This window comes from Pseudomonas sp. HP_01 (genome assembly GCF_055284355.1).
This window is the reverse complement of the sequence record NZ_JBTOPV010000026.1, coordinates 22,155-45,825: the sequence shown is the minus strand read 5'-3', so window position 1 is coordinate 45,825 and position 23,671 is coordinate 22,155. Positions and strand designations below refer to the sequence as shown.

Annotated in this window: 17 protein-coding genes, 1 pseudogene and 1 riboswitch; of the genes and pseudogenes, 15 read left to right on the top strand and 3 right to left on the bottom strand. The window is 62.3% G+C overall.

All coding sequences use genetic code 11. The annotated features are described in order from the left end of the window. The first annotated feature begins 135 nt into the window (after nt 1-135). On the top strand, nt 136-1,077 hold the full coding sequence (ygfZ, locus tag ACYAR8_RS15695; protein WP_463580378.1) for a CAF17-like 4Fe-4S cluster assembly/insertion protein YgfZ: 942 nt from the start codon (nt 136-138) through the stop codon (nt 1,075-1,077). 97 nt (nt 1,078-1,174) lie between these two features. Next, nucleotides 1,175-1,996, top strand: a complete 822-nt coding sequence (locus tag ACYAR8_RS15690) for an HDOD domain-containing protein (RefSeq protein ID WP_074888823.1) — start codon at nt 1,175-1,177, stop codon at nt 1,994-1,996. An 18-nt stretch (nt 1,997-2,014) separates the two neighbouring features. Here ACYAR8_RS15690 and ACYAR8_RS15685 read toward each other — a convergent pair whose 3' ends face one another. Next, nucleotides 2,015-3,439, bottom strand: a complete 1,425-nt coding sequence (locus ACYAR8_RS15685; RefSeq protein WP_463580377.1) for a sensor histidine kinase — start codon at nt 3,437-3,439, stop codon at nt 2,015-2,017. Then, a complete protein-coding gene (locus ACYAR8_RS15680) occupies nt 3,432-4,103 on the bottom strand; it encodes a response regulator (protein ID WP_074888816.1) in 672 nt (223 codons plus the stop codon). Before ACYAR8_RS15680 ends, ACYAR8_RS15685 begins: the two co-directional genes overlap by 8 nt. A 474-nt stretch (nt 4,104-4,577) precedes the next feature. On the opposite strand from ACYAR8_RS15680, the gene ACYAR8_RS15675 reads away from it, so the two are divergent. From ACYAR8_RS15675 to ACYAR8_RS15660, 4 genes are all read left to right on the top strand, one after another. After that, nucleotides 4,578-5,558, top strand: coding sequence for a Bug family tripartite tricarboxylate transporter substrate binding protein (locus ACYAR8_RS15675; protein WP_074888811.1), 981 nt, complete (start codon nt 4,578-4,580; stop codon nt 5,556-5,558). 74 nt (nt 5,559-5,632) lie between these two features. Beyond that, complete coding sequence (locus tag ACYAR8_RS15670) at nt 5,633-6,091, top strand: tripartite tricarboxylate transporter TctB family protein (protein WP_108122261.1); 459 nt, start codon at nt 5,633-5,635, stop codon at nt 6,089-6,091. Between the two features lies 1 nt (nt 6,092). After that, entirely contained in the window at nt 6,093-7,607 is a 1,515-nt protein-coding gene (locus ACYAR8_RS15665; RefSeq protein WP_331104751.1) for a tripartite tricarboxylate transporter permease, read from the top strand. Then, a complete protein-coding gene (locus ACYAR8_RS15660; RefSeq protein ID WP_463580376.1) occupies nt 7,600-8,646 on the top strand; it encodes an AbrB family transcriptional regulator in 1,047 nt (348 codons plus the stop codon). Before ACYAR8_RS15665 ends, ACYAR8_RS15660 begins: the two co-directional genes overlap by 8 nt. A 199-nt stretch (nt 8,647-8,845) precedes the next feature. Here the strand turns inward: ACYAR8_RS15660 and ung are convergent, their stop codons facing one another. Continuing rightward, complete coding sequence (gene ung, locus ACYAR8_RS15655) at nt 8,846-9,541, bottom strand: uracil-DNA glycosylase (RefSeq protein ID WP_463580375.1); 696 nt, start codon at nt 9,539-9,541, stop codon at nt 8,846-8,848. A 172-nt stretch (nt 9,542-9,713) separates the two neighbouring features. Here ung and ACYAR8_RS15650 point away from each other — a divergent pair, with 172 nt between their 5' ends. The 9 genes and pseudogenes from ACYAR8_RS15650 to ACYAR8_RS15610 all read left to right on the top strand — a co-directional run bounded on the left by ACYAR8_RS15650 (nt 9,714) and on the right by ACYAR8_RS15610 (nt 23,593). After that, nucleotides 9,714-10,826 (top strand): enoyl-CoA hydratase/isomerase family protein, encoded by a 1,113-nt coding sequence (locus ACYAR8_RS15650; protein ID WP_463580374.1) that lies wholly within the window; start codon nt 9,714-9,716, stop codon nt 10,824-10,826. A gap of 1,130 nt (nt 10,827-11,956) precedes the next feature. Next, nucleotides 11,957-12,058, top strand: a riboswitch (guanidine-I (ykkC/yxkD leader). Nucleotides 12,059-12,116: 58 nt separating this feature from the next. Then, entirely contained in the window at nt 12,117-13,184 is a 1,068-nt protein-coding gene (locus ACYAR8_RS15645; protein ID WP_108122269.1) for a putative urea ABC transporter substrate-binding protein, read from the top strand. Nucleotides 13,185-13,202: 18 nt separating this feature from the next. Further along, on the top strand, nt 13,203-14,018 hold the full coding sequence (locus ACYAR8_RS15640) for an ABC transporter permease (RefSeq protein ID WP_463580373.1): 816 nt from the start codon (nt 13,203-13,205) through the stop codon (nt 14,016-14,018). Continuing rightward, nucleotides 14,015-14,779 (top strand): ABC transporter ATP-binding protein, encoded by a 765-nt coding sequence (locus ACYAR8_RS15635; RefSeq protein ID WP_463580372.1) that lies wholly within the window; start codon nt 14,015-14,017, stop codon nt 14,777-14,779. Before ACYAR8_RS15640 ends, ACYAR8_RS15635 begins: the two co-directional genes overlap by 4 nt. A 12-nt stretch (nt 14,780-14,791) precedes the next feature. Further along, nucleotides 14,792-15,517, top strand: a complete 726-nt coding sequence (locus tag ACYAR8_RS15630) for an urea amidolyase associated protein UAAP1 (RefSeq protein ID WP_463580371.1) — start codon at nt 14,792-14,794, stop codon at nt 15,515-15,517. A gap of 11 nt (nt 15,518-15,528) precedes the next feature. Further along, nucleotides 15,529-16,164, top strand: coding sequence for an urea amidolyase associated protein UAAP2 (locus tag ACYAR8_RS15625; protein WP_192135243.1), 636 nt, complete (start codon nt 15,529-15,531; stop codon nt 16,162-16,164). A 136-nt stretch (nt 16,165-16,300) separates the two neighbouring features. Continuing rightward, nucleotides 16,301-19,990 (top strand): urea carboxylase, encoded by a 3,690-nt coding sequence (gene uca / locus ACYAR8_RS15620; protein WP_463580370.1) that lies wholly within the window; start codon nt 16,301-16,303, stop codon nt 19,988-19,990. Between the two features lie 198 nt (nt 19,991-20,188). Further along, nucleotides 20,189-22,246, top strand: a pseudogene (locus ACYAR8_RS15615) (dermonecrotic toxin domain-containing protein); the annotation flags it as partial. A 3-nt stretch (nt 22,247-22,249) separates the two neighbouring features. Beyond that, the gene (locus tag ACYAR8_RS15610; RefSeq protein WP_463580385.1) at nt 22,250-23,593 is read left to right on the top strand and encodes a putative adhesin; all 1,344 of its coding nucleotides are present in this window, start codon (nt 22,250-22,252) and stop codon (nt 23,591-23,593) included. Nucleotides 23,594-23,671: the final 78 nt, after the last annotated feature.

Genomic DNA, 23,671 nt, shown 5'->3' with positions numbered 1-23,671 from the left:
CCTCGAATTTGCCGGCGAGTATACAGGCGCATCGTCCCGGGGCGTACCTGGAGTTGGTCTCGGCTTTTTGCGTATACCCATTAGCGGCACGCGGCACTATGATGGTCCCCCAGACTTCTACCCCTGCGATGACTCATGGCCGTTACAGCTTTTTTCTGCCCCCTGTCCCACGAAGGTGTGCTCGCCGTTCGCGGCGTGGATGCCGGCAAATTCCTGCAAGGCCAACTGACTTGCAACATTGATTACCTCGGCGAAGCCCGGGCCACCCTCGGTGCCCGCTGCACGCAAAAAGGCCGCATGCAGTCCAGCTTTCGCATCCTGCATGAAGGTGACGGCATGCTGCTGGCAATGGCCAGCGAGCTGATCGAAGCGCAATTGCTGGACCTGAAGAAATACGCAGTCTTCTCCAAATCCAAACTGACCGACGAAAGCGCGTCCTGGGTACGATTCGGTTTGCAGGACGGTGACGGCGCGCTCGTCAGTCTCGGCCTCGACCTCGCACAGGAAACCGACTCGGTCGTCCGCGCCAATGACCTCATCGCCGTCCGCGTCTCACCTGCCCGCGCCGAATTGTGGGTGCGTGCCGAGCAGTCCGAGGATGTGCGCAGCCGGCTGATCGCCCACGTGCCAGAAGCGCCGCTGAACGACTGGCTTCTGGGGCAGATCCGCGCCGGCATCGGCCAGGTGTTCGGGCAGACCCGCGAAGAGTTCATTCCGCAGATGATCAACCTGCAAGCCGTGGGCGGTGTGAGTTTCAAGAAAGGTTGCTACACCGGCCAGGAAATCGTGGCGCGTATGCAGTACCTCGGCAAGCTGAAACGCCGGCTGTATCGCCTCACCATGGGAGGCACCGAACTGCCCGAAGCGGGCGCTGCACTGTTTTCGCCAGTTCATTCAAGTGCGGTAGGCAACGTTGTGATCGCGGCCCGGTCTGATGTCGGGATCGAGGTGCTGGCGGTCTTGCAGGCGGATGCGGCGGAAGACGGCCGGATCCACCTTGGTGCGGCAGATGGCGAAGCCCTGCAATTAAACGATTTGCCATACACCCTCGACGCGAAGCTCGAAACACAGCGTTGAACCCGGTTGAAGCATGTGCAAGACGTCAGCGTAGTTTCCAGCGCCGTACCACCGAGTGGACGGCCGTTGGCCGGAATGCAATGTCCAGAGATCCAATATGAGTAGCATGGCTGACGAAGTGCAGAGGGATCTGATCAAGGCGATCGACAAGGATGCTCTGTTTCTGCCAACTCTCCCCGAAGTTGCACTGAAAATCCGCCTGGCGGCGGAAGATTCGGAAATCTCCATTGCGGCGCTGAGCAAGGTCATCGGCAGTGACACCGCGTTGTCCGCCCGGCTGATCAAAGTCGTCAACAGCCCTTTGCTGCGGCCAAACTTTGAAGTCAGCGACGTGCTGACGGCGGTTCGGCGTCTTGGCGTGAATTACAGCTGTAACCTGGCCATCGGGCTGGTAGTGGAGCAAATGTTTCACGCCAAGTCCGACGTCATCGAAACCAAAATGCGCGACATCTGGAAACTCAGCATGCAGGTGGCCGGGGTCAGCAACGTGCTCAGTTACCGCAGTGCGCGCCTCAAGGCTGACAAGGCCACCCTCGCCGGGCTGATCCACCTGATCGGCGTGCTGCCGATCCTGACGTACGCCGAGGACAATTACGAATTGCTCTCCGACCCGATCAGCCTCAATCACGTGATCGAACGCATCCATCCGATCATCGGCGAGCGGCTGCTGCGTTCATGGGATTTCCCGGAAAACCTGGCGAGCGTGCCTCGGCAGTTCCAGAATTTCAGCCGTGTCTCGAATCAGGCCGATTATGTGGATCTGGTGCAGGTCGCGACGATTCATATTCATGAGATGAACGGCACGCCTTACCCGAACCTGCATTTTCAGTCAGTGCCGGCCGTGGCGCAGTTGGGTTTGAACATGGCCGACGGCGGGCTGATCAATGAGATGAACCAGGCGATGACGCTGTTGTACTGATTGCCTTCGCCTAACCGGTCAAACTAGTCCCACCAGCCCCGACTCCGGCACCATAAAACTCACCCTTACTTTCAAGCCCCGCTGAGCGCCGTCATGCAAGGTGATGCGCGCCAGATGTGCCCTGCAGATTTCTCCCACAATCGCCAGCCCCAGGCCGGAGCCCTTGCTCTGCTGATTGCGCCGGTAGAATCGCTCGAACACCCGTTCGCGTTCGTGGGCCGGGATGCCGGGGCCGTCGTCCTCGACTTCGAGCACGCACGGCGCGTGAACACGCAAGATCACGTTGCCGCCCGCCGGGGTGTGAGCCAGGGCGTTGTCCACCAGATTGCTCAGTAGCTCGTTGAGTAATGTGGGTTCGCCGCGCATCCACACCGGCTCGTCGGCTTCCAGAGCCAACGCCACACCCCGGGCGTGGGCCAGCGGCGCCATGGCCATGCCCAGCTCGCGCGCCAGTTGGCTGAGGTCGAGCAATTGCGCGCCGCCCTCCGCAATGGCCCGCGCGCCGTTTTCGATGCGCGCCAGCGACAGCAACTGGTTGGCCAGGTGGGTCAGTTTGTCGGTACCGGAGGCGGCGCTTTCCAAAGTGTTGCGCCATGCCGCAGGCTCCTGATCACGCAACCCAAGCTCCAGTCGCGCCTTCAATGCGGCCAGCGGCGTGCGCAATTCATGGGCGGCGTCGGCGATGAATTGCGCCTGGCGTTCGAACTGCATGCGCAGCCGCTCGGTGAAGTGATTGAGTGAGCTGACCAGCGGGCGCAACTCGTGCTGCACTTCGACCAACGGCAATGAGCGCAGATCGTCAGGCTGGCGTTCTTCCACCGCCGTGCGCAGCCGGTCCAGTGGTCGCAACGCGGCGCTGACCGTGAACCAGACCAGCAACAACGCGCCGCTGCCAAGCATGCCCAGCCGCAACAGCGTATCAGCCATCAGCGCCTGGGCCATATCCACCCGCGCTTCTTCGGTTTCGGCGACGCGAATCTCGGCCATGCCGTTCATGTTTGGCTCGCTCACGGCCTTGAGCAGGCTGACCACCCGCACGTCCTGGCCCTGATAACGGCCACTGTAAAACTTGGCGAGGGCCGGGTAAGCGTCGGTGCGCGGCGTGCCCGGCGGCGGCGCGGGGATGTTTTCGTAGCCCGAAATGAGCTTCTGGTTGATGTCGTTGACCTGATAGTAGATACGGCCCGCGCTGTCGTAGGCGAAGGTGTCCAGGGCCACGTAGGGCACGTCCGCGCTGAGGGTGCCGTCGCGTTCCGACAACCCGGCGGCGATGGTCCGTGCCGAGGCCAGCAAAGTGCGATCGTAAGCGGTGTCTGCCGCTTCGCGTCCGTTCCAGTAGGCGCTCATGCCGCTGGCGAACATCAGCACCACCAGCAGCAAGCCCAAGTTCCACAGCAAGCGCCAGCGCAGGCTGTTTTCCGCTGAAGGAAACGGATTAAGCATCCCGGCTTTCCAACAAATAGCCCAGCCCTCGAAAGGTGACAATCGCAATCGGGTGGCCATCGAGTTTCTTGCGCAGACGGTGCACGTAGATTTCGATGGCGTCGGCGCTGGCCTCTTCGTCCAGCCCAAACACCTGCGCCGCCAGCTGCTCCTTGCTCATCACCCTGCCGGGGCGGGCGATTAGTGATTCAAGCACCGCTTGCTCCCGGGACGTCAGCGTAAGGAGCTCTTCACCGAGGGTGAAGCGGCGCGTGTCGAGGTCGTAGACCAGTTCGCCACAGCGTTGCTGACGTTCGCCGCCGAGTACGCTGCGGCGCAGCAGCGCCTTGACCCGCGCTTCCAGCTCGGACAGTTCGAAGGGTTTGGCCAGATAGTCGTCGGCGCCGAGGTTGAGGCCGTGGACCCTGTCCTTGACGTCGCTGCGGGCGGTCAGCACCAGCACTGGCGTGTTTTTGCCCCGCGCCCGCAGACGCGCCAGCACTTCGAAGCCGTCCATGCGCGGCAAGCCGACATCCAGGACTACCACAGCATATTCTTCGCTGCTCAGGGCCAGATCAGCTGCAACGCCGTCGTGCAGAACGTCAACGGTCATGCCGCTGCTCTTGAGGGCCAGCGCGACACTTTCAGCCAGTTGCAGATGATCTTCGACGAGCAGGACACGCATCGACTTCTCCCCAGTGAGCATTTTATGAGCGGAGTTTACAGGGGCGCCGTCGTCTGTGAAGGTCCGGCGCGCGGGAACAGCCACCTCCTGCCCTTGAGGCGGATCAGTTGAAAGCTTCCTGAAAGGTAGTTGAAAGGTTCACGAAAGCTTCGCTGATTAGGATCCCGTTACGACTTGTCACGATTGCGTCCCGCGTGACGCTGCTGATGCCAGGGTCGTGACGAAAAACGCCTTGATGCGTTTTCAACAATAAAAACAATATCGGAGTCATCAGTGATGCCCTCACTGCAATCCTCGGCCCTCGTGCCGCCTGAATCCCGTTGTGTTTACTGTTCACCTCGCAGCCCTGTTGCGCGGTGTTTTGTCACGTCCGCATCTTGTCGGCCCACTCCTTCTCAAGGGTGTGGGACGACTGCCTGACAAACGTACGACCGCCTGCCCCCATTAAAACAACAACTCCTCTGGAGACGGACCATGAACCTATCGTTGCGCCATATCAGCGTTGCCGCCAGCTGCATGCTGATGGCCACCCAATTGTGGGCCGCCGAGCCCAATCGTCCTGAATGCATCGCGCCGGCTTCCCCCGGCGGTGGCTTCGACCTGACGTGCAAACTGGCGCAGAGCGCGCTGATCAACGAGAAAATCCTCTCCAAACCAATGCGCGTCACCTACATGCCAGGCGGCGTCGGCGCCGTGGCGTACAACGCGGTGGTAGCCCAGCGCCCTGCCGACGCCGGCACGCTGGTGGCCTGGTCCAGCGGCTCGCTGCTGAACCTGGCACAGGGCAAATTCGGCCGTTACGATGAAAACGCCGTGCGGTGGCTGGCCGCCGTCGGCACCAGCTACGGCGCGATCGCAGTCAAGGCTGACTCGCCTTACAAGAACCTCGACGATCTGGTTAAAGCGCTGAAAGCCGACCCTGGCAAAGTCGTCATCGGCTCCGGCGGCACCGTGGGCAGCCAGGACTGGATGCAGACCGCACTCATCGCCAAAGCGGCCGGTATCAACCCGCGCGAACTGCGTTACGTCGCTCTCGAAGGCGGCGGTGAAATCGCCACTGCCCTGCTCGGCGGTCACATCCAAGTGGGCTCCACCGACATTTCCGACTCCATGCCGCACATTCTCAGCGGCGACATGCGCCTGCTGGCAGTGTTCTCTGAAGAGCGTCTGGACGAGCCGGAAATGAAGAACATTCCGACCGCCAAGGAACAGGGCTACGACATCGTCTGGCCGGTGGTGCGCGGCTTCTATCTGGGGCCAAAGGTGTCGGACGAGGAATACAACTGGTGGAAAGCGGCATTCGACAAGCTGCTGGCCTCGGAAGACTTCGCCAAGCTGCGCGATCAGCGTGAGCTGTTCCCGTTCGCCATGACCGGTGAAGAGCTGGACAAGTACGTGAAAACCCGCGTCGCCGAGTACAAAACGCTGGCCAAGGAATTCGGCCTGATTCAGTGACTGAACCCGTCGAAGCGTACTCGATTGACTAAGGATTGCGCCGCCTGCGCGGTGGCGTGATCCGGGAGCTTTCCATGGTTATACAACGCATTTTCGCCGTCGTGCTGCTGCTGGTCTGTATCGGCCTCGCCATGATGGCATGGCCTTATCAGGCGCCGTTTTCCTACGAACCCGTTGGCCCCCGCGCCTTCCCGCTGCTGATGCTGGCGCTGATGGGCATCTCGCTGCTGTACATGGCGATCCGTCCGACACCGATCGTGCATTCCGAGGAAGAACCGGCGCTGGACCGTCCGACGCTGATCAAAATCGGCATCTGCACCCTGCTGTTGCTGGTATTCGCCGGGTTGTTCGAGCCGCTGGGCTTCGTGCTGAGCAGCATTCTGATCGGCATCCCCATGGCGCGCCTGTACGGTGGCCGCTGGCTGCCAAGCGTCGTGATCATCACCTTCATGAGCATTGCGTTATACGTGCTGTTCGACAAAGTGATGGATGTGCCCCTGCCCCTCGGCCTGCTCGACGTTCTGGAGAACTGATATGGACACTCTCGGCTATCTTGGCCAGGGCTTCGGCGTCGCGCTGACCCCTTACAACCTGATTACCGCCCTTTCCGGCACGCTGATCGGCACCGTCGTCGGCCTGCTGCCGGGCCTGGGACCGATCAACGGCGTGGCGCTGCTGATCCCGATTGCCTTCGCCCTTGGCCTGCCGCCGGAGTCAGCATTGATTCTGCTGGCGGCGGTGTACCTGGGCTGCGAGTACGGCGGCCGCATCAGCTCGATCCTGCTGAACATCCCCGGTGAAGCATCGACCGTCATGACCGCGCTGGATGGCTACCCGATGGCACGCCAAGGCATGGCCGGTGTGGCGTTGTCGCTGTCGGCGTGGAGTTCGTTCATCGGCGCGCTCATCGCCACCTGCGGCATGGTCATGTTCGCGCCGCTGCTGGCGAAATGGGCAATTGCCTTCGGGCCAGCGGAATACTTCGTGCTGATGGTATTCGCCATTGTCTGCCTGGGCGGCATGGCCGGTGATCGACCGCTGAAGACGTTTGTGGCGGCGCTGATCGGGCTTTTTCTGTCGAGCATCGGTATTGACGCCAACAGTGGCGTGTACCGATTCACCGGCGACAACATCCATCTGGCGGACGGCATTCAGTTCGTCGTATTGGTGCTGGGCCTGTTCTCGATCAGCGAAATCCTGTTGTTGCTGGAGAAAACCCATCGCGGCCAGGAAGCGGTGAAAGCCACCGGGCGCATGATGTTTAACTTCAAGGAGGCCAGTTCGGTGTTCTGGGTGAACATCCGTTGCGGTCTGATGGGCTTCATCATGGGCGTGCTGCCCGGTGCAGGTGCGACGCTGGCAAGCGCCGTGACCTACATGTCCGAGAAACGTATCGCCGGCGCGAGCGGCAAATTCGGACAAGGCGACATGCGTGGTCTGGCTGCGCCGGAAACCGCCATTGGCGCCACGGCTTGCGGCGCGCTGGTGCCGATGCTGACGCTGGGCGTTCCGGGTTCGGGCACCACGGCAGTGATGATCGGCGCCCTGTCGCTGTACAACATCACGCCCGGGCCACTGCTGTTTCAACAGCAACCGGACATCGTCTGGGGCCTGATCGCGTCGTTGTTCGTCGCCAACATCATGCTAGTGATCCTCAACATTCCGATGATCCGCATCTTCACCCGCATTCTGGCGGTGCCGAACTGGGCTCTGGTGCCGGTGATCGCGATCATCACCGGGATCGGCGTCTACGCGGTGCATGCCACCACCTTCGACCTGTTCCTGATGGTCGGCATCGGTATCTTTGGCTATATCCTGCGCAAGCTGGACTTCCCGCTGTCGCCGATTTTGCTGGGGTTCATCCTCGGCGGGCTGATGGAGCAGAACCTGCGTCGCGCGTTGTCGATTTCCAACGGCGGCCTGGAAATTCTGTGGTCGAGCCCGATTACGTTGGGCATGTGGGTGGTGACCGCGTTCATGCTGGTGTTCCCGCTGATCCGCATCTGGCGCAAGCGCTCCAGGCAGCGTCGCGCGCTGGCCGATGTCTGACCGACCCTTCAGTACGTGGTGGGGAACACCGCTGGTTGGCCTGCTGGGGGGATTTCTCGCCAGCCAGGTCGGCTGGCCACTGCCCTGGATGGTCGGCTCGTTACTGGCGATCATCCTGGTCCGCTGCCTGACCCCCTGGCAGCTGGCTGAAATCCCCGGCGGCCGCAAATGCGGCCAATGGGTGGTCGGCATCGGTATCGGCCTGCACTTCACCCCCGTCGTCATCGAACAAGTCCTTTCCCACTTTGGCCTGATCTTCATCGGCGCACTGGTGACCAGTGTCTCCAGCGTCGTCGGCGTGTGGCTGATGCTGCGCACCGGCGAGGACCGCGCCACGGCGTTCTTCTCCAGCATGCCCGGCGGCTCGGGCGAGATGGTCAACCTCGGCGCACGCAACGGCGCGATTCTCAGCAACGTCGCCGCCGGGCAGAGCCTGCGGGTGCTCGCGGTGGTGCTGTGCGTGCCGGCGATCTTCAAGTATTTGATGGGCGACGGCGGCCCGCCTTCCCATGCGACGGTGGTGGATTGGCGGTGGCTGATGCTGCTGTTTCCGCTGGGCGCGCTGGTGGCCTGGGGCTGGCAGCGGTTGAAACAGCCCAATCCGTGGTTGTTCGGGCCGTTGCTGATCAGCGCGGTGATCAGCGTCAGTTTTGATTTGCACATCGGCCTGCCACAGGGTGGCAGTCAGTTGGGGCAGTGGCTGATCGGCAGCGGTCTGGGCTGCCACTTCAACCGCGCGTTCTTTCGTCGTGCACCGTCGTTCATTGGTCGCACGTTGCTGGGGACAGCGCTGACCATGAGCATCGCGGCGTTGTGCGCACTGGGGCTGAGCGCGTTGACCCATCTGGACTTGCGCTCGTTGACACTGGGGATGATGCCCGGCGGGATCGCGGAAATGAGCCTGACGGCGGAGGTGCTGCAACTGTCGGTGCCGCTGGTCACGGCGATGCAAGTGATGAGGCTGTTGTTTGTGTTGTTTCTGGCCGAGCCGTTGTTTCGGTATTGGGATCGCAAGGCCTGCGCAGGCAAAAAATTGTAGGAGCGTGGCTTGTCCCGCGATCTGGCGCGCAGCGGCAGCACAACAGCCATCGATTTCTTCCCTGATCCACCCCATGCACCCATTCCACGACCGGTTCCCGGCCGATCGCGGGACAAGCCACGCTCCTACATGGGGATCTGCGGCCGGCGCAGATATTGGGCGCGCTCCTAGAAAATTCGCGGCGGACGAAGCATTTGCGTCAGACGCTGGCTGGCAATCGCCACTCGATCGGCGCCAGGTCGTTCTGCTCCAGAAACTTGTTCGCCAGACCAAAATGCCCGCAGCCGAGAAACCCTTTGTACGCCGACAACGGCGACGGGTGCACGGCGGTCAGGATCAGGTGTTTGGATGCATCGATGAGCTTCTTCTTGCTCTGGGCATGGGCGCCCCACAGCAGGAACACCAAATGGGGCTGCTGGGCGCTGACGGTTTCAATGATCTTGTCGGTGAAATGCTGCCAGCCTTTGCCGGCATGGGACGCGGCGTTGGCGCGCTCGACGGTGAGCGTGGTGTTGAGCATCAGCACGCCCTGCTCGGCCCACGATTGCAGATAGCCGTGGTTGGGAATGTCGATGTTCAGGTCACGTTTGAGCTCTTTGTAGATGTTGACCAGCGAAGGCGGCGCCGGCACGCCGGGCTGCACCGAGAAGCACAGGCCGTGGGCCTGATTGGGGCCGTGGTAAGGGTCCTGACCGAGGATGACCACTTTCACGTTATCCAGCGGCGTCGAGTTGAGGGCATTGAAGATCAGCGGCCCCGGCGGATAGATTTCCTTGCCCGCCGCATGCTCCTGACGCAGAAATTCGCGCAGCTCGCCCATGTAAGGTTTTTCGAACTCGTCGCGCAGGGCCTGCTTCCAGCTGGGCTCCAGTTTGATGCGGTCGTCGTTTGTCATGGTGTGATCCGGCAGAAACAATGCGCAACTTTAGGGACTGTGGCTGATTATTTCCAGCGCAGCGCACGGTGCGCTTTCCTAAACTCGTTCACAGTCGCCGGTTTGCAACTTCCGGGCGTCGAGGGGACTCACAACTCTCGATAGATCCCCGTACCACTGACAAGAGGTCACGATGAATCTGCAATTTGAAGAACTCACCACCACGGACGGCGCCCGCCTGGGCATCGCCACGCTGGATGCGGAAAAATCCCTCAACGCCCTGTCGCTGCCGATGATTCTGGCGTTGCAGGACCGGCTGAACGACTGGGCCAGCGACCCGCAAGTCGTCTGCGTGTTGCTGCGCGGCAATGGCGAAAAAGCCTTCTGCGCCGGTGGCGACGTGCGTGCGCTGGTCGAGGCAGGGAGCGGTCAGCCTGGCGCCGTTCCGCCGCTGGCTGCGCAGTTTTTCGCGGCGGAGTATCGACTGGATTACACGCTGCACACCTATCCCAAACCGCTGATCTGCTGGGGCCACGGCTATGTGCTGGGCGGCGGCATGGGCTTGCTGCAAGGGGCGAACATCCGCGTCGTCACGCCAGGCAGCCGGCTGGCGATGCCGGAGATCAGCATCGGCCTGTTTCCTGACGTCGGCGCCAGCTGGTTCCTGTCGCGGCTGCCGGGCAAGCTGGGTTTGTTTCTTGGATTGACCGGCGCGCACATCAACGGCCGTGACGCGCTGGATCTCGGGCTCGCCGACCGTTTTCTGCTGGATGACCAGCAGGAGGAAATGATCGACCGGCTGCTGCAACTCAATTGGCAGGAACAGACGAAAGTGCAACTGACCAGCCTGTTCAGAGCGCTGCAGCTGGAAGCGGTGGATCAGATGCCTGCCGCGCAATGGCTGCCTCGTCGCGAGGCCCTTGATGAACTGCTGGATGTGGCTGACGCGCCAAGCGCCTGGCAGGCGTTGAAGCATCACTTGAATGCAGATGACCTGTTGTTGGCCAAGGCGGCGAAAACCCTGACTGAGGGCTGCCCGATGACGGCGCATCTGGTGTGGGAGCAGATCGAACGGGCGCGGCATCTGTCGTTGGCTGAGGTGTTTCAGGTGGAATACACCATGGCCCTTAACTGCTGCCGACATCCCGAATTCGCCGAGGGCGTGCGTGCACGGCTGATCGACAAGGATCAAAAGCCCCACTGGCACTGGCAGGACATTTCAAGCATTCCTCTGGCGGTGGTGGACGCGCATTTCGAAAAAGCCTGGGAAGGCCGACACCCGCTGGCGGATTTGTCGGAGTATTGATCCTGTCATTCACACCACAAATATTGGGGTGCCCACACCGGCCTCTTCCCGGCTGAAGCCAGTGCTGCAACTGAATATTAAAAGGGGTCTGATTTATTTGATTTTCAGAAGAAGGGGACAGATTAATTTACGGTGAGGCGTTGTAAATAAATCAGTCCCCTTTAACACAGTAAATAAATCAGTCCCCTTTAACACAGTCCCCTTTAACACACCCTGGTGGCCAGGGTCATAAATCCAACCCCATAAAAAACGGCGCTCCTTGGGGCGCCGTTTTTTGTACCACTCAGCGATTGCCGCCACCCGGTCCTCCGTGACCACCACGACCGAAACCGCCGTCTCCTCGGTGACCGCCGCCCGAGCCACCGGGTCCAAAGCCGGGACGTGGTCCGCCACCGCCACCGCCGGGATTGCCATGCCAGCCACTGCCGGGGCCGGGACCATAGCCACCTCCGGGTCTCGGACCTGGGGGCGGTGGACGATAGCCGTTGCCGCCACCGTTGTAGCCACCCCCGCCGTGGTACCCCCCACCATTCCAGTTGCCGCCACCGTAACCCGGGCGACCACCGTAACCGGGGCGCCCACCGCCGTATCCGGGCCCGTAATAACGAGGTGGTGGAGCGTAATAACGTGGGGGCGGCGCGTAATAGCGAGGCGCCGAGTAATAACGCGGAGAGGAGTAGTACACCGCCCCTCCGGAATACGCCGGAGCGACCGGGCGATAGCTGTCGTACACGTAACCGCTGCTGTAGCTACTGCTATAGATCGGCTGCGTATAGCTTTCTGATTCGTAATAACCTCCGTAACAACCTGCCAGGGACAACGTCATCAAAGCGGTAAGCAATCGTCGATACATGGCGGCCTCCCGGACCGCGGTAGAGCTCGAACCAGCGGCGCTGGTCGGCGTTCCCGAAACTGCAGAGAACGTTAACTGAGACTGCGAATTGCAGACCTAGTGCCCCACTGCGGCACCGAGGCGCCAGACGGCGCCCTGCATCAGTGCACACTTCGCCCTTCGTAAAAACCCAAACGTCTTCCCGACTCAGGCGCCACAAGGGTTTGCGCAACTTGGCACAACTCTCGCTTGGAAGAGGGTGTGCAGGAGTCATCTCAGGTTCGCGGCACCACAATTTGCAATAGCCGACTAGGGTTCCGGCTCGCGTTTAGCGAGTGGCTGGTCCGAGAGTTGGCGACCTCCAGTAGAGGTTACACGGCGGGATAAAAGCCCGGGAGACAGGACACCAGTGGTGTCGCCGTACTCCTGACCGCCCTTTTCGCTACTGGAGACACCCCATGCAAAAATCCCGTCTGTTCAGTCTGCTCACCGCAGGCGTCTTCGCGGCATTGAGCCTCTCGGCCACCGCCGCTCCGAAAAAAGATTTCGACGTCTGCTGGACCATTTATGCCGGCTGGATGCCATGGGAATACGCAGGGACTCAGGGCATCGTCGACAAGTGGGCCAAGAAGTACGGCATCAACATCAAGGTCACCCAGCTCAACGACTACGTCGAATCGATCAATCAATACACCGCCGGCCAGTTCGATGGCTGCACCATGACCAACATGGACGCCCTCACCATCCCCGCCGCCGGTGGCGTTGAAAGCACGGCGCTGGTGGTCAGCGACTTCTCCAACGGCAACGACGGCATCGTCCTCAAGGGCGACGGCAAAAAAGTTACCGACCTCAAAGGCATGGACGTCAATCTGGTGGAGCTGTCGGTGTCCCACTACCTGCTCGCCCGCGCGCTGGACTCGGTGGACCTGACTGAAAAAGACCTGAAAGTCGTCAACACCTCCGACGCCGACATCGCCGCTGCTTTCAACACCAGCGAGGTCAAGGCCGTCACCACCTGGAACCCGATGCTCTCGGAGATCAAGGCCAAGCCCGGCGTCACCGAAGTGTTCGATTCCAGCAAGATCCCTGGCGAGATCATGGACATGATGGTGGTCAACACCCAGACCCTGAAAGACAACCCGGCACTGGGCAAAGCCCTGACCGGCGCGTGGTTTGAAGTAGTGGCGCTGATGAACGCCAAATCCGCCGAATCGAAAGCCGCACTGGAGCACATGGCCCAGGCGTCGGGCACCGATCTGGCCGGCTTCCAGTCGCAGCTGGACACCACCAAGTTGTTTGCCACCCCCAAAGAAGCGCTGGACTTCGTCACCAGCAAGCAGCTGCCGTCGACTATGCGCAAGGTCGCTGACTTCTCTTTCGACCATGGCCTGCTCGGCGAAGGTGCCAGAGACGCCAGCGCGGTCGGCATGACCTTCGCAGGCGGCGTGACCGAAGGCGACAAGGCCAACCTCAAGCTGCATTTCGACCCGAGCTACGTGCAGATGGCTGCCGACGGCAAGCTGTAACAACCAAAGGTCTTTGCCATGCGCCTGATAAACCGCCGCCCGGATCGCGCCAGTCGATTGATCCTGGTGCTCCTGCCGTTCGCCCTGTTGCTGTTTGCCTATTTCACGGGCTCGGCGACGCGGCTGACGGAAAACCCCAACGACAAGCTGCTGCCCAGCGCCGTGCAGATGACCGATGCGATTAAACGGGTGGCGTTCATACCCGATCAACGCACCGGCGAATACCTGCTCTGGCAGGACACTGGCGCCAGTCTGCAGCGCCTGGCAATCGGCCTGGCCATCAGCGCCGTGGTCGGGTTGTGCCTGGGCATCGCGTCGGGGGTGCTGCCCTTGTTCAGCGCGCCGCTGTCGCCGTTGCTGACGGTGCTGTCGATGGTGCCACCGCTGGCGATTCTGCCGATCCTGTTCATCGTCTTCGGCCTGGGCGAGCTATCGAAAGTGATGCTCATCGTCATCGGCATCACGCCGGTGCTGGCCCGTGACCTGGAGCAGCGCGCCCGGGAGATTCCGGTCGAGCTGCTGATCAAGGCGCAAACCCTGGGCGCCTCGACCTGGACGCTGATCCTGCGGGTGGTGCTGCCGCAATTGCTGCCGCGCCTGTTGATCTCCCTGCGGCTGGTGCTGGGATCGGCGTGGCTGTTTCTGATCGCGGCCGAAGCCATCGCCTCCACCGACGGGCTGGGTTACCGGATCTTTCTCGTGCGGCGCTATCTGGCGATGGACATGATTCTGCCTTACGTCGTGTGGATCACCCTCCTCGCCTGGCTGATGGACTGGGGCCTGAAAGCCCTCACGCGCAAGGCATTCCCGTGGTACGAGGGTGCGCGCCCATGAGCTTTATTTCGGTCAAAAACGTCTGGCAGCAATATGGCGATCAGGTGGTGCTCGAAGGCCTGAACCTGAGCATTGCCGAAGGCGAGTTCTGCACACTGGTGGGCGCGTCGGGCTGCGGTAAATCGACGTTCCTGCGCCTGCTGCTGGGCCAGGAAGTCGCCAGCAAAGGCACGATTCTGCTGGACGGCGAACCGCTGGCGAAGGAACCGGATTCGACCCGAGGCGTGGTCTTTCAGCGCTATTCGGTGTTCCCGCACTTGTCGGTGCTGGACAACGTTGCCCTGGGCCTTGAATTGCCGCGCTCGGCGCTCTTGGGGCGGCTGTTCGGTGCCGCCAAGCGTGACGCCCGCGAACAGGCGGCGGCGCTGCTGCACAAGGTCGGCCTCGATCACGCGCTGGACAAGTACCCGACGCAATTGTCGGGCGGCATGCAGCAGCGTCTGGCCATCGCCCAGGCGCTGATCATGAAACCTCGGGTTCTGCTGCTCGACGAGCCGTTCGGCGCGCTCGATCCCGGTATCCGCAAGGACATGCACGCCCTGCTGCTGGAGCTGTGGCGCGAAACCAAGCTGACGGTGTTCATGGTCACCCACGACCTGTCCGAAGGCTTCAACCTGGGCACCCGACTGCTGGTGTTCGACAAGGTCCGCATCGACCCCCACGCCCCCGGCGCCTATGGCGCGCGCATCACTTACGACATTCCCCTGAACAGCGATCGTCGCGCCGCCCGCGTGGCGCTCGATTCGCTGAAAACGGTTTGAAGGACATTGACCATGACTGAATCAACCCCGCTGTTCCCCGTGTTCGCCGAAGAACTCCTGCCAGGCGGCGGCCACCTGTCGTTCGTGCTCAAAAGAGGCGAACTGCTACGTCTGACCGATCTGAACGGCAGCGCCAACGTCAGCCTGACGATGTTCAACGCCCATGAAAAAACCGAGCGCCTGAACCTGCCCGACAGCCTCAAATGCCAACACACCGCCAAGCTCACCACCGGTCACTGCCTGTATTCGGACATGGGTCGGGTACTGGCCGCGATCACTGCTGACACCTGCGGCTGGAGCGACAGCATCGGCGGCGTGCTGTGCGCCGAAGAGGTCAGCGAAAAATACGGCCAGGGCCGCTACCAGGAACTGCGCAACGGCTTCTTCCGCAACGGCGCTGACAACTTGCTGGTGGAGATGGGCAAGTGGGGCCTGGGGCTTTCCGATCTGTTGATGACGCTGAACCTGTTCAGCAGGGTCAACGTCGACGATCACGGCGCGCTGGCCTTCGTCCCGGGCAATTCGAAAGCGGGCGACTGCATCGAGCTGTACGCGCCGATGGACACACTGGTGGTCATGACGGCCCTGCAACACCCGATGGACCCCAATCCCGAGTACGCGCCACAGCCGGTCCAGCTGAGCTGGATGAAGGCCGACCCCAGCGTCGCCGAACGCTGCCGCACGTCCCGCGAAGAAAACGTGCGCGGCTTCATCAACACCGATCGCCTGTTCGCCTGAGGAGTTTCGCCATGAGCACTGCACACTCTCATCACCACACGAACGCCCCCGTTTCCATCACCCACATCCCGGCGGGCGAGCCATCGCTGACCGAACTCAAGGCCGGGCAGACCCTGCGCCTGCTCGACCTCGAAGGCAATCAGGCGGTCGACACGCTGTTCTACAGCCTTGCCAACCCGCGCGAACGCTATGACGTGCAACGTACGCTGCGCCGGCAGAACAACGTTTACCTGAGCAAGGGCAGCGTCCTGTATTCGAACCTGGGCAAGCCGATGCTGACCATCGTCGAAGACACCTGCGGACGCCACGACACCCTCGGTGGCGCCTGCGCCCAGGAGAGCAACACCGTGCGTTACGCGCTGGAGAAAAAGCACATGCACAGCTGCCGCGACAGCTACCTTCGCGCCTGCATCCATGACGGTCGACTGGGCAAGCGCGACATCGGCCCGAACATCAACTTCTTCATGAACGTACCGGTCACGGCGGACGGCGGCCTGACCTTTGAGGACGGCATTTCCGGCGCCGGCAAGTACGTCGAACTGCGCGCCGAGATGGACGTGATCGTGCTGATTTCCAACTGCCCGCAGCTGAACAATCCTTGCAACGGCTACAACCCCACGCCGGCGGAACTGCTCGTCTGGGACTGATCGCTGACCACACTTTCAAGTGTTCAGGGCTTCAAGGCTTCGGCGCGAGGGACGGCCTTCGTGCAACGCGTACCACAGCGGGACGGCCCGCTACCCAGTGTGGGGTTGATCGCTATCGATCCCCGGGGTCTATGCCATGTTCGACAAACTGCTGATTGCCAACCGCGGCGCCATTGCCTGCCGCATCCTGCGTACCCTTCGCGACCTGCAGGTCGGCGGCGTCGCGGTGTACGCCGAAGCGGACGCTGCCAGTCTGCACATCCTGCAAGCCGACGAAGCCCACAGTCTGGGCGAAGGTGGCGCTGCCGGCACGTACCTGGCGGTGGACAAGATTCTCGCCATTGCCCAATCCACCGGCGCCAAAGCGATTCATCCGGGCTACGGCTTCCTGTCGGAGAACGCCGCCTTCGCCCAGGCCTGTGAAGACGCCGGCATCGCCTTCGTCGGCCCGACGCCCGAGCAACTGCGGGTCTTCGGCCTCAAACACACCGCCCGCGCCCTCGCGAAACAGCATGGCGTGCCGATGCTCGAAGGCACCGAACTGCTGGACAGCCTTGAAGCCGCATTGAGCGCTGCCGAAACCATCGGCTACCCGGTGATGCTGAAGAGCACGGCGGGCGGCGGCGGGATCGGCATGCGCGTGTGCCGCAGCGCCAGCGAACTGAGCGAGTCGTTCGAGGCCGTCAAACGACTGGGCCAGAACAACTTCAGCGACGCCGGCGTGTTCATCGAGAAGTACATCCAGCGTGCCCGCCATCTGGAAGTGCAGGTGTTCGGCGACGGCTGTGGCGAGGTGATCGCCCTCGGCGTGCGCGACTGCTCGGTGCAGCGTCGCAATCAGAAAGTCCTTGAAGAAACCCCCGCGCCGAACCTCCCCGCCGGCATGGCCGACGAACTCTGCGCTGCGGCAGTCAAGCTGGCGAAAGCGGTCAACTACCGCAGCGCCGGCACCGTGGAGTTCGTCTTCGACAGCGACGATCAGCGTTTCTATTTTCTGGAAGTGAACACCCGTTTGCAGGTCGAACATGGGGTGACCGAGCAGGTCTGGGGCGTGGACCTGGTGAGCTGGATGATTCAGCTCGCGGCCGGCGATCTGCCGCCGCTCGTTAAGTTGCGGGCGGGCTTACAGCCTGTCGGCCATGCGATCCAGGCGCGCTTATACGCAGAAGACCCGGGCCGGGATTTTCAGCCGAGCCCGGGCTTGCTGACCTCGGTGCACTTCCCCGCCGCCGACGGCAAACACTTGCGCATCGACACATGGGTCGAGGCCGGGTGCGAGATTCCGCCGTTCTTCGATCCAATGATCGCCAAGGTCATCAACTGGGCGCCGGACAGGGGGTCGGCCAGCGACGGTCTGGCCCAAGCCCTCAGTGAAACGCGGCTTTACGGCATCGAGACCAATCGCGACTACTTGCGGCAGATCATCGCGGACGTGCCGTTCGCCAGCGGTCAGCCGTGGACGCGGTGCCTTGAGGAGCTGAGCTATCGTGCCGACACCTTCGAGGTGCTGAGCGGCGGCACCCAAACCAGCGTTCAGGATTATCCGGGGCGTCTGGGTTACTGGGCGGTGGGCGTGCCGCCGTCCGGTCCGATGGACAGTCGTTCGTTGCGTCTGGGTAATGCTCTGGTGGGTAACGCGGAAGGCTGCGCCGCGCTGGAAATCACCATGAGCGGGCCGACGCTGCGCTTCAACACCGAAGCGGTGATTGCCGTGACGGGCGCGGTCATTCCGCTGACGCTGAATGGCGAAGCGCTGCCGATGAATCAATCGTCGCTCGTTTCGGCAGGCTCGACGCTGGTGCTTGGTACCATCGCTGGCGCCGGTGCCCGCAGTTATCTGTGCGTGCGCGGCGGGTTGGATGTTCCGGATTATCTGGGCAGTAAAAGCACGTTTACTCTGGGCCAGTTTGGCGGTCACGGCGGACGGGCATTGCGTGCGGGGGACGTGTTGCATGTCACGCCGTTGTCTGACCACAGCGCAGGCGAACGGCTTGAACCGACGCAAGTCGCCGAGCTGCCGGACGTGCGCGATATCCGGGTGATCTATGGCCCACACGGCGCTCCCGAATATTTCACTGAGCGCTACATCGAGACCTTCTTCGCCACCGACTGGGAAGTGCATTTCAACTCCAGCCGCACCGGCGTGCGCCTGATCGGGCCGAAGCCGGAGTGGGTACGCGCGGACGGCGGTGAAGCGGGCCTGCACCCGTCGAACATTCATGACAATCCGTACGCCATCGGCGCGGTGGATTTCACCGGGGACATGCCGGTGATCCTCGGTCCGGACGGGCCGAGCCTGGGCGGGTTTGTCTGCCCGGTGACGATCATCGAGGCGGATCTGTGGCAGTTGGGGCAGCTCAAGGCCGGGGACAAGGTGAGGTTTTATCCGGTGAGTGTCGAAGCGGCCCGCTCGCTGAAACTGAATACCGATCTGGGCAGGAATGAGCTTGCTCGCGAAGAGGTCGGTACATCCGATGAATATGTAGCGACTCGACCAGAGTCTTCGCGAGCAAGCTCACTCCTACAGGGTTTAGCGTTGACTTCACCGGTTGTGTTCCCACAAGGTGCAGCGTTGACTTCACCGGTGGTGCTCGACATCGGCAAGGACGACACCCGCCTGGTTGCTCGCCTTTCCGGCGACACGCATCTGTTGCTGGAAATCGGCTCTCCGGAGCTGGATCTGGTGCTGCGCTTCCGGGGCCATGCGCTGATGCAGGCGCTGGAAAGCAAACAGCTGACCGGGGTGATCGACCTGACGCCTGGCATTCGTTCGCTGCAGGTGCATTACCAGCCCGAGCAACTGCCGCTGAAGACGCTGCTCGATGTGGTCGCCGGCGAGTGGGACGAGGTCTGCGCCAGCAAGAATCTGGAAGTGCCGTCGCGTATCGTTCATCTGCCCTTGTCCTGGGACGATCCGGCCTGTCAGCTGGCCATCGAGAAGTACATGACCACCGTGCGCAAGGACGCGCCATGGTGCCCGAGCAACCTGGAATTCATCCGCCGCATCAACGACCTGCCAAACCTCGACGAAGTGCACCGCACCGTCTTCGACGCCAGCTACCTGGTGATGGGGCTGGGCGATGTCTACCTCGGCGCGCCGGTCGCCACGCCGCTGGACCCCCGGCATCGGCTGGTCACCACAAAATACAACCCGGCGCGGACCTGGACCGCCGAGAACTCCGTCGGCATCGGCGGCGCGTACATGTGCGTCTACGGCATGGAAGGCCCCGGCGGTTATCAGTTCGTGGGCCGCACGTTACAGATGTGGAACCGTTATCGCGCCGTGGCGGCGTTCGATGGCAAACCGTGGCTGCTGCGGTTTTTCGACCAGATCCGTTTTTATCCGGTCAGCGCCGATGAGCTGCTGACCATACGCCGGGATTTCCCCCTCGGGCGATACCCGCTGCAGATCGAGCACAGCACGCTCAACCTGACCGAGTACCAAGCCTTTCTGGCCGATGAAGCACAGAGCATCGCCGCATTCCGCAACCAGCAGCAGAGTGCGTTCAACGCCGAGCGCGAGCGCTGGATCGCCAACGGCCAGTCCTCGTTCGAGAGCGACGAAGCGGTGGCCGAATCCACGGAAGAAGCCGCGCTGGAAAGCGGGCAGACCAGCATCGACAGCCACATTGCCGGCAACCTCTGGCAGGTGCAGGTCAGCGTCGGCCAGCGCGTCGAAGCGGGGGAAACGCTGGTGATTCTGGAGTCGATGAAGATGGAGATTCCGTTACTGGCACCCCACGCCGGTGTGGTCAGCGACGTCCGCGTGCAGCCTGGCTCAGCGGTGCGTGCCGGGCAACGGGTGGTGGTGCTGGACGTAGGCTGATTGGCACTGTTGTTCCTTGCGGCTTGCAGCTTGCAGCTTGCAGCTTGCAGCTTGCGGCTTGCGGCTTGCGGCTTGCGGCTTAGCGATTGCAGCTTTCCCCCAGGCATAAAACGCGGTGGCATACGCGATACATAGTTAACGCCATTGCAACCCGGCATCGCGCCATAGTGGGCACCTTTCCCCGTGGCGCGATTTTCCATGAACGACCGTAGCAGCTCTTGTTCCGCGAGCGGCCTGGATCTCACTTCCAACGACACCCTCCCCGATGGCAGCGCGTTAAGCGTTTCCCCATTCGCGGAGCGCGTGCGGCCGGCACAACCCCTCGAACCCGCTGCCGTCACGCCCGCCGAAGTTCACACGCTCAATCACAAAAGACTGATGCGCCAGGCCGTTAGCCCGGTCGCCGAATTGTTGTACGGATCGGTCTGGGTGCTGAAGGCCTGGCAACTCGATCTGGCATTTCCGCCCCCGATCGTCAGCCATCTGGACCAGAGACTGCAGGAAACCCTGCAGGCGCAATTTGGCGCCCCCCTTGACATCGATGAGCTGCACATCCGCTTTAGCACTGCGCTGGAGCCAGCCGTGGAGGCCGACGGCCGGCAGCGTTTCGAGCTGCGCCTGACGTTGCGCGAGCTGGCCAGAGAAGTGCTGAACCCGCCAGCATTGCTCGCACTTCGACGGTGCGCCGAGGCTGATCGCCCGCTGTCGGCTTCTACACCCACCCTGACCGTCTCGGTTTTTTTCGAGCTGCTCACCGAAGCCCGATGGACGCTGGAATATGAGCAGGTGCAGCGTCAGTTCTGGGAGCAGCACGGTGACACATGGGAGATGCTCGCCAAGCTGGCGTTTCTCGATGGTGTGACCCGTTTGCATTCGCGCAAGCGCCTCGATAACGAGGGCCATCTGCTGGCGCTGGATGCGCTAGGGCTCGAGGGCTTTCCGCAAACCCTTCAGGACTTGCAGCAGGTCAGGTCATCGGGACGCTCGGAGGTGCGCGGACTCGCGCTGAACGGCGAGATCATCCCCGGTATCTTCCACGTACGATCCAACACCACGGGGCATTGCTATGTCCATGTGCTGGGCAGCACGCCTCAGTGCCATGAGTACATCAGCGATGACGCGCCCTGGAGGGCGGACAAGGTGCTGGAGGCGATCAACGCCTCGGCCTGGCATCGGCTGAATCTCTCCCTGGAAAGCGCGCAAGCCCTCCTCACGCTGTCGGCTCCCGCGGACGACGTGTTCGCTCAACTGCGTGTCGCCCAGGAACGCTTTTGGGCTACACGACTGACGGGCGTCGACGCGGTTGCATCACCCGACGCATTCATCGACGACGACCATGCGGCGCTCATGCCCATCGAGCCCGCGATGGCATTGGTCAGCGCCCTCGATCACTGGCAACACCATGAGCCCTTGCTGGCGCGACTCCCTACGCCCCTCGGGGTTGCAAACCGGCTCATGGGTCAGTGGCTCAGGCAGATGTCTCCCGGGTTCGATCGGGTCCCGTTGAAGCAAACCCACACGGCGACCACAGACCCGCAGCGGGTGTTCGTCCGCTACCTGCCCGGCACATCGAGGACGCCATGGGGTCATGCGCGGATTGCCGCAGCGAACGTCGCCTTCACGCCGGATGACACGCCCGTCGCGCTGGGTCAGGCACTGATGCGCCGGTTCAGGGCACGACTGCCTCAGGGATACGATGATGAAGGCGGTCGCTGGGTCGTCTATGCAGACCCGAGCGGCCAGGGGACGTGGTCGCCCGAGGCGGAGCTGAATATCAGCGCGGCCGCCGTCGAGGCGTACATTCAGGGCATCGACTTTCTCGAACACATGCAGCGCCGACTCGACCAGTTCTGGCAGCAGCAACACGCTGACATCGAGCGCTCGCTCTGGTCGACATTTGTCAGCTAGGCGCTGCTGGCCCTCAAGAGCGGCGAACTTTCCAGGGACAGCTTCAACTTCATCATAGGCGCCATAGAGCAGGCTCAGCAGGTGTCTCTGCCGCAAACGCCACCTTTCGGGACATCACGCATCCGCTGGAGCGCTGCAGGGCTATACGTCAGCAACGGCCTGCCACTGAGTTCCGACTGCCCTCCCTGCGTCGGCTTGCTGATGATCAGCGCTCCCGACCAGGAAGGCGGCGTGCTTTATGAGGCCGGGCAGTCCACGCCCTTCGTGGCATTCAGCAATCGTCAGCAGCTGATCAGCCATTTGAAGGCCGCAGCCGCTAACCCTGCATGGCGCGAGACGGTGCTCAACTACATGCCGTGCCGTTTTCACGCCAGACTCAGCTACATCCTCGAACTGTGGGGCGGCGTTCGTGCGCCCGCAGAACCGGTTTCGATCCTGCGCCCCTGGACCGAGCCGTTGTACCACCCGGATACCCATGCCGCCCGACGGCATCAGCTGTGCGAGCATCACGTGTCCGGCTCGCCAATGGGATTCATCTGTGAGGGCCTGCGCCTTAACAGCCAGTACGACGCCGAGGACAGCATCGTGACCAACCGCGAACAGGCACTCGGCGCCTGGATTCAACACCTTGATCGCCTGCAACTGCTGTTGGCACCGATAGCGCTCGTTCTGCCGGCCGCCTCGATGGCGGCGCTGACGGCCAGCGCCGCGAGTGTCGCGCTGGGCATACAGGCCGCCAACCTTCCCGGCGACCGCCAGGATGAACGGCGCCAGGTGATGTTCGCCCTCCTGTCTCTGGGGCTGTTGCACATGGCTCCGGCCACACCACGACTTTTGCAGGCGTTCCGCAAACTGGCAGCGCCGACTGCATCTCTGAGTCGAGGGATTGGGCGAGAGGCTGCGCGGGGCCACGTCGCTCTGCCTGCCCGTCGTTTCGGGGACTGGCTGCGGCGGGCGACCCAGGCGCGCAAGACGCTGATCAAGCCGTTTTTCAACGGGACTGGACTGATGAAGACGTGGAGCGTGGCGGGCAACGCCGAATTCGGCACTTCAGCGGTTCAGGTGTGGAAACTGGGGCGCAAGTTTCTGCTGTGGACATCGGACAGGAACCAGGCCCGCACGCTGGTCGTCAGCAGCCATGGCTACTACCTGCCATGGACGCGCACGACAGCGATCCCGAATGGCACTGAACTGAGAACCTTCGCGCCCCACGGCCATGAACTGGTTGACCCGATGCTGCACCGCATCGCCAGCCAGTCGGTAAGGCCATACGCAAGGCTGAACAGTACACAGACGGTTCCAGGCCCGGGTGTCGGGCCCTTTCCCGACCTGTTGGCGGGTGACACGCTGATGGCCGGCACCTCGCTGCCAGGGCGCATCAAGAACTACACCCTGGCGAAATTTCAGAGCGAGCACTATGAGAGCTATCGGGACATCTGCCAGATCGTGCGCAACAGTCACCAACCTCCGTTACCGAGCCCGCTCCCTGCAACGCCCATGGATGTGCTGACCGTGCGCAACCGGTTTGGCATGACCAACCCGACCCTGCAGGACCTGTTCGGGGAGTTGCATCGGCAAGGGATTCATTACGACAACATCCTGCTGGTGCATTGCCGCTGCCCTGCCGTCGGTTCAATGCTGGGGCGCTCCCCCTCTTTTGTAGCATCCAAGGGGCCGTCGCCCATCACCCCGTAGGCGCGTTGCCCGAGATCACATGCTCATGGCGCGAGACAGGGCCGCGCGCTAGCATTGGCGACCTTACACATCCGCGTA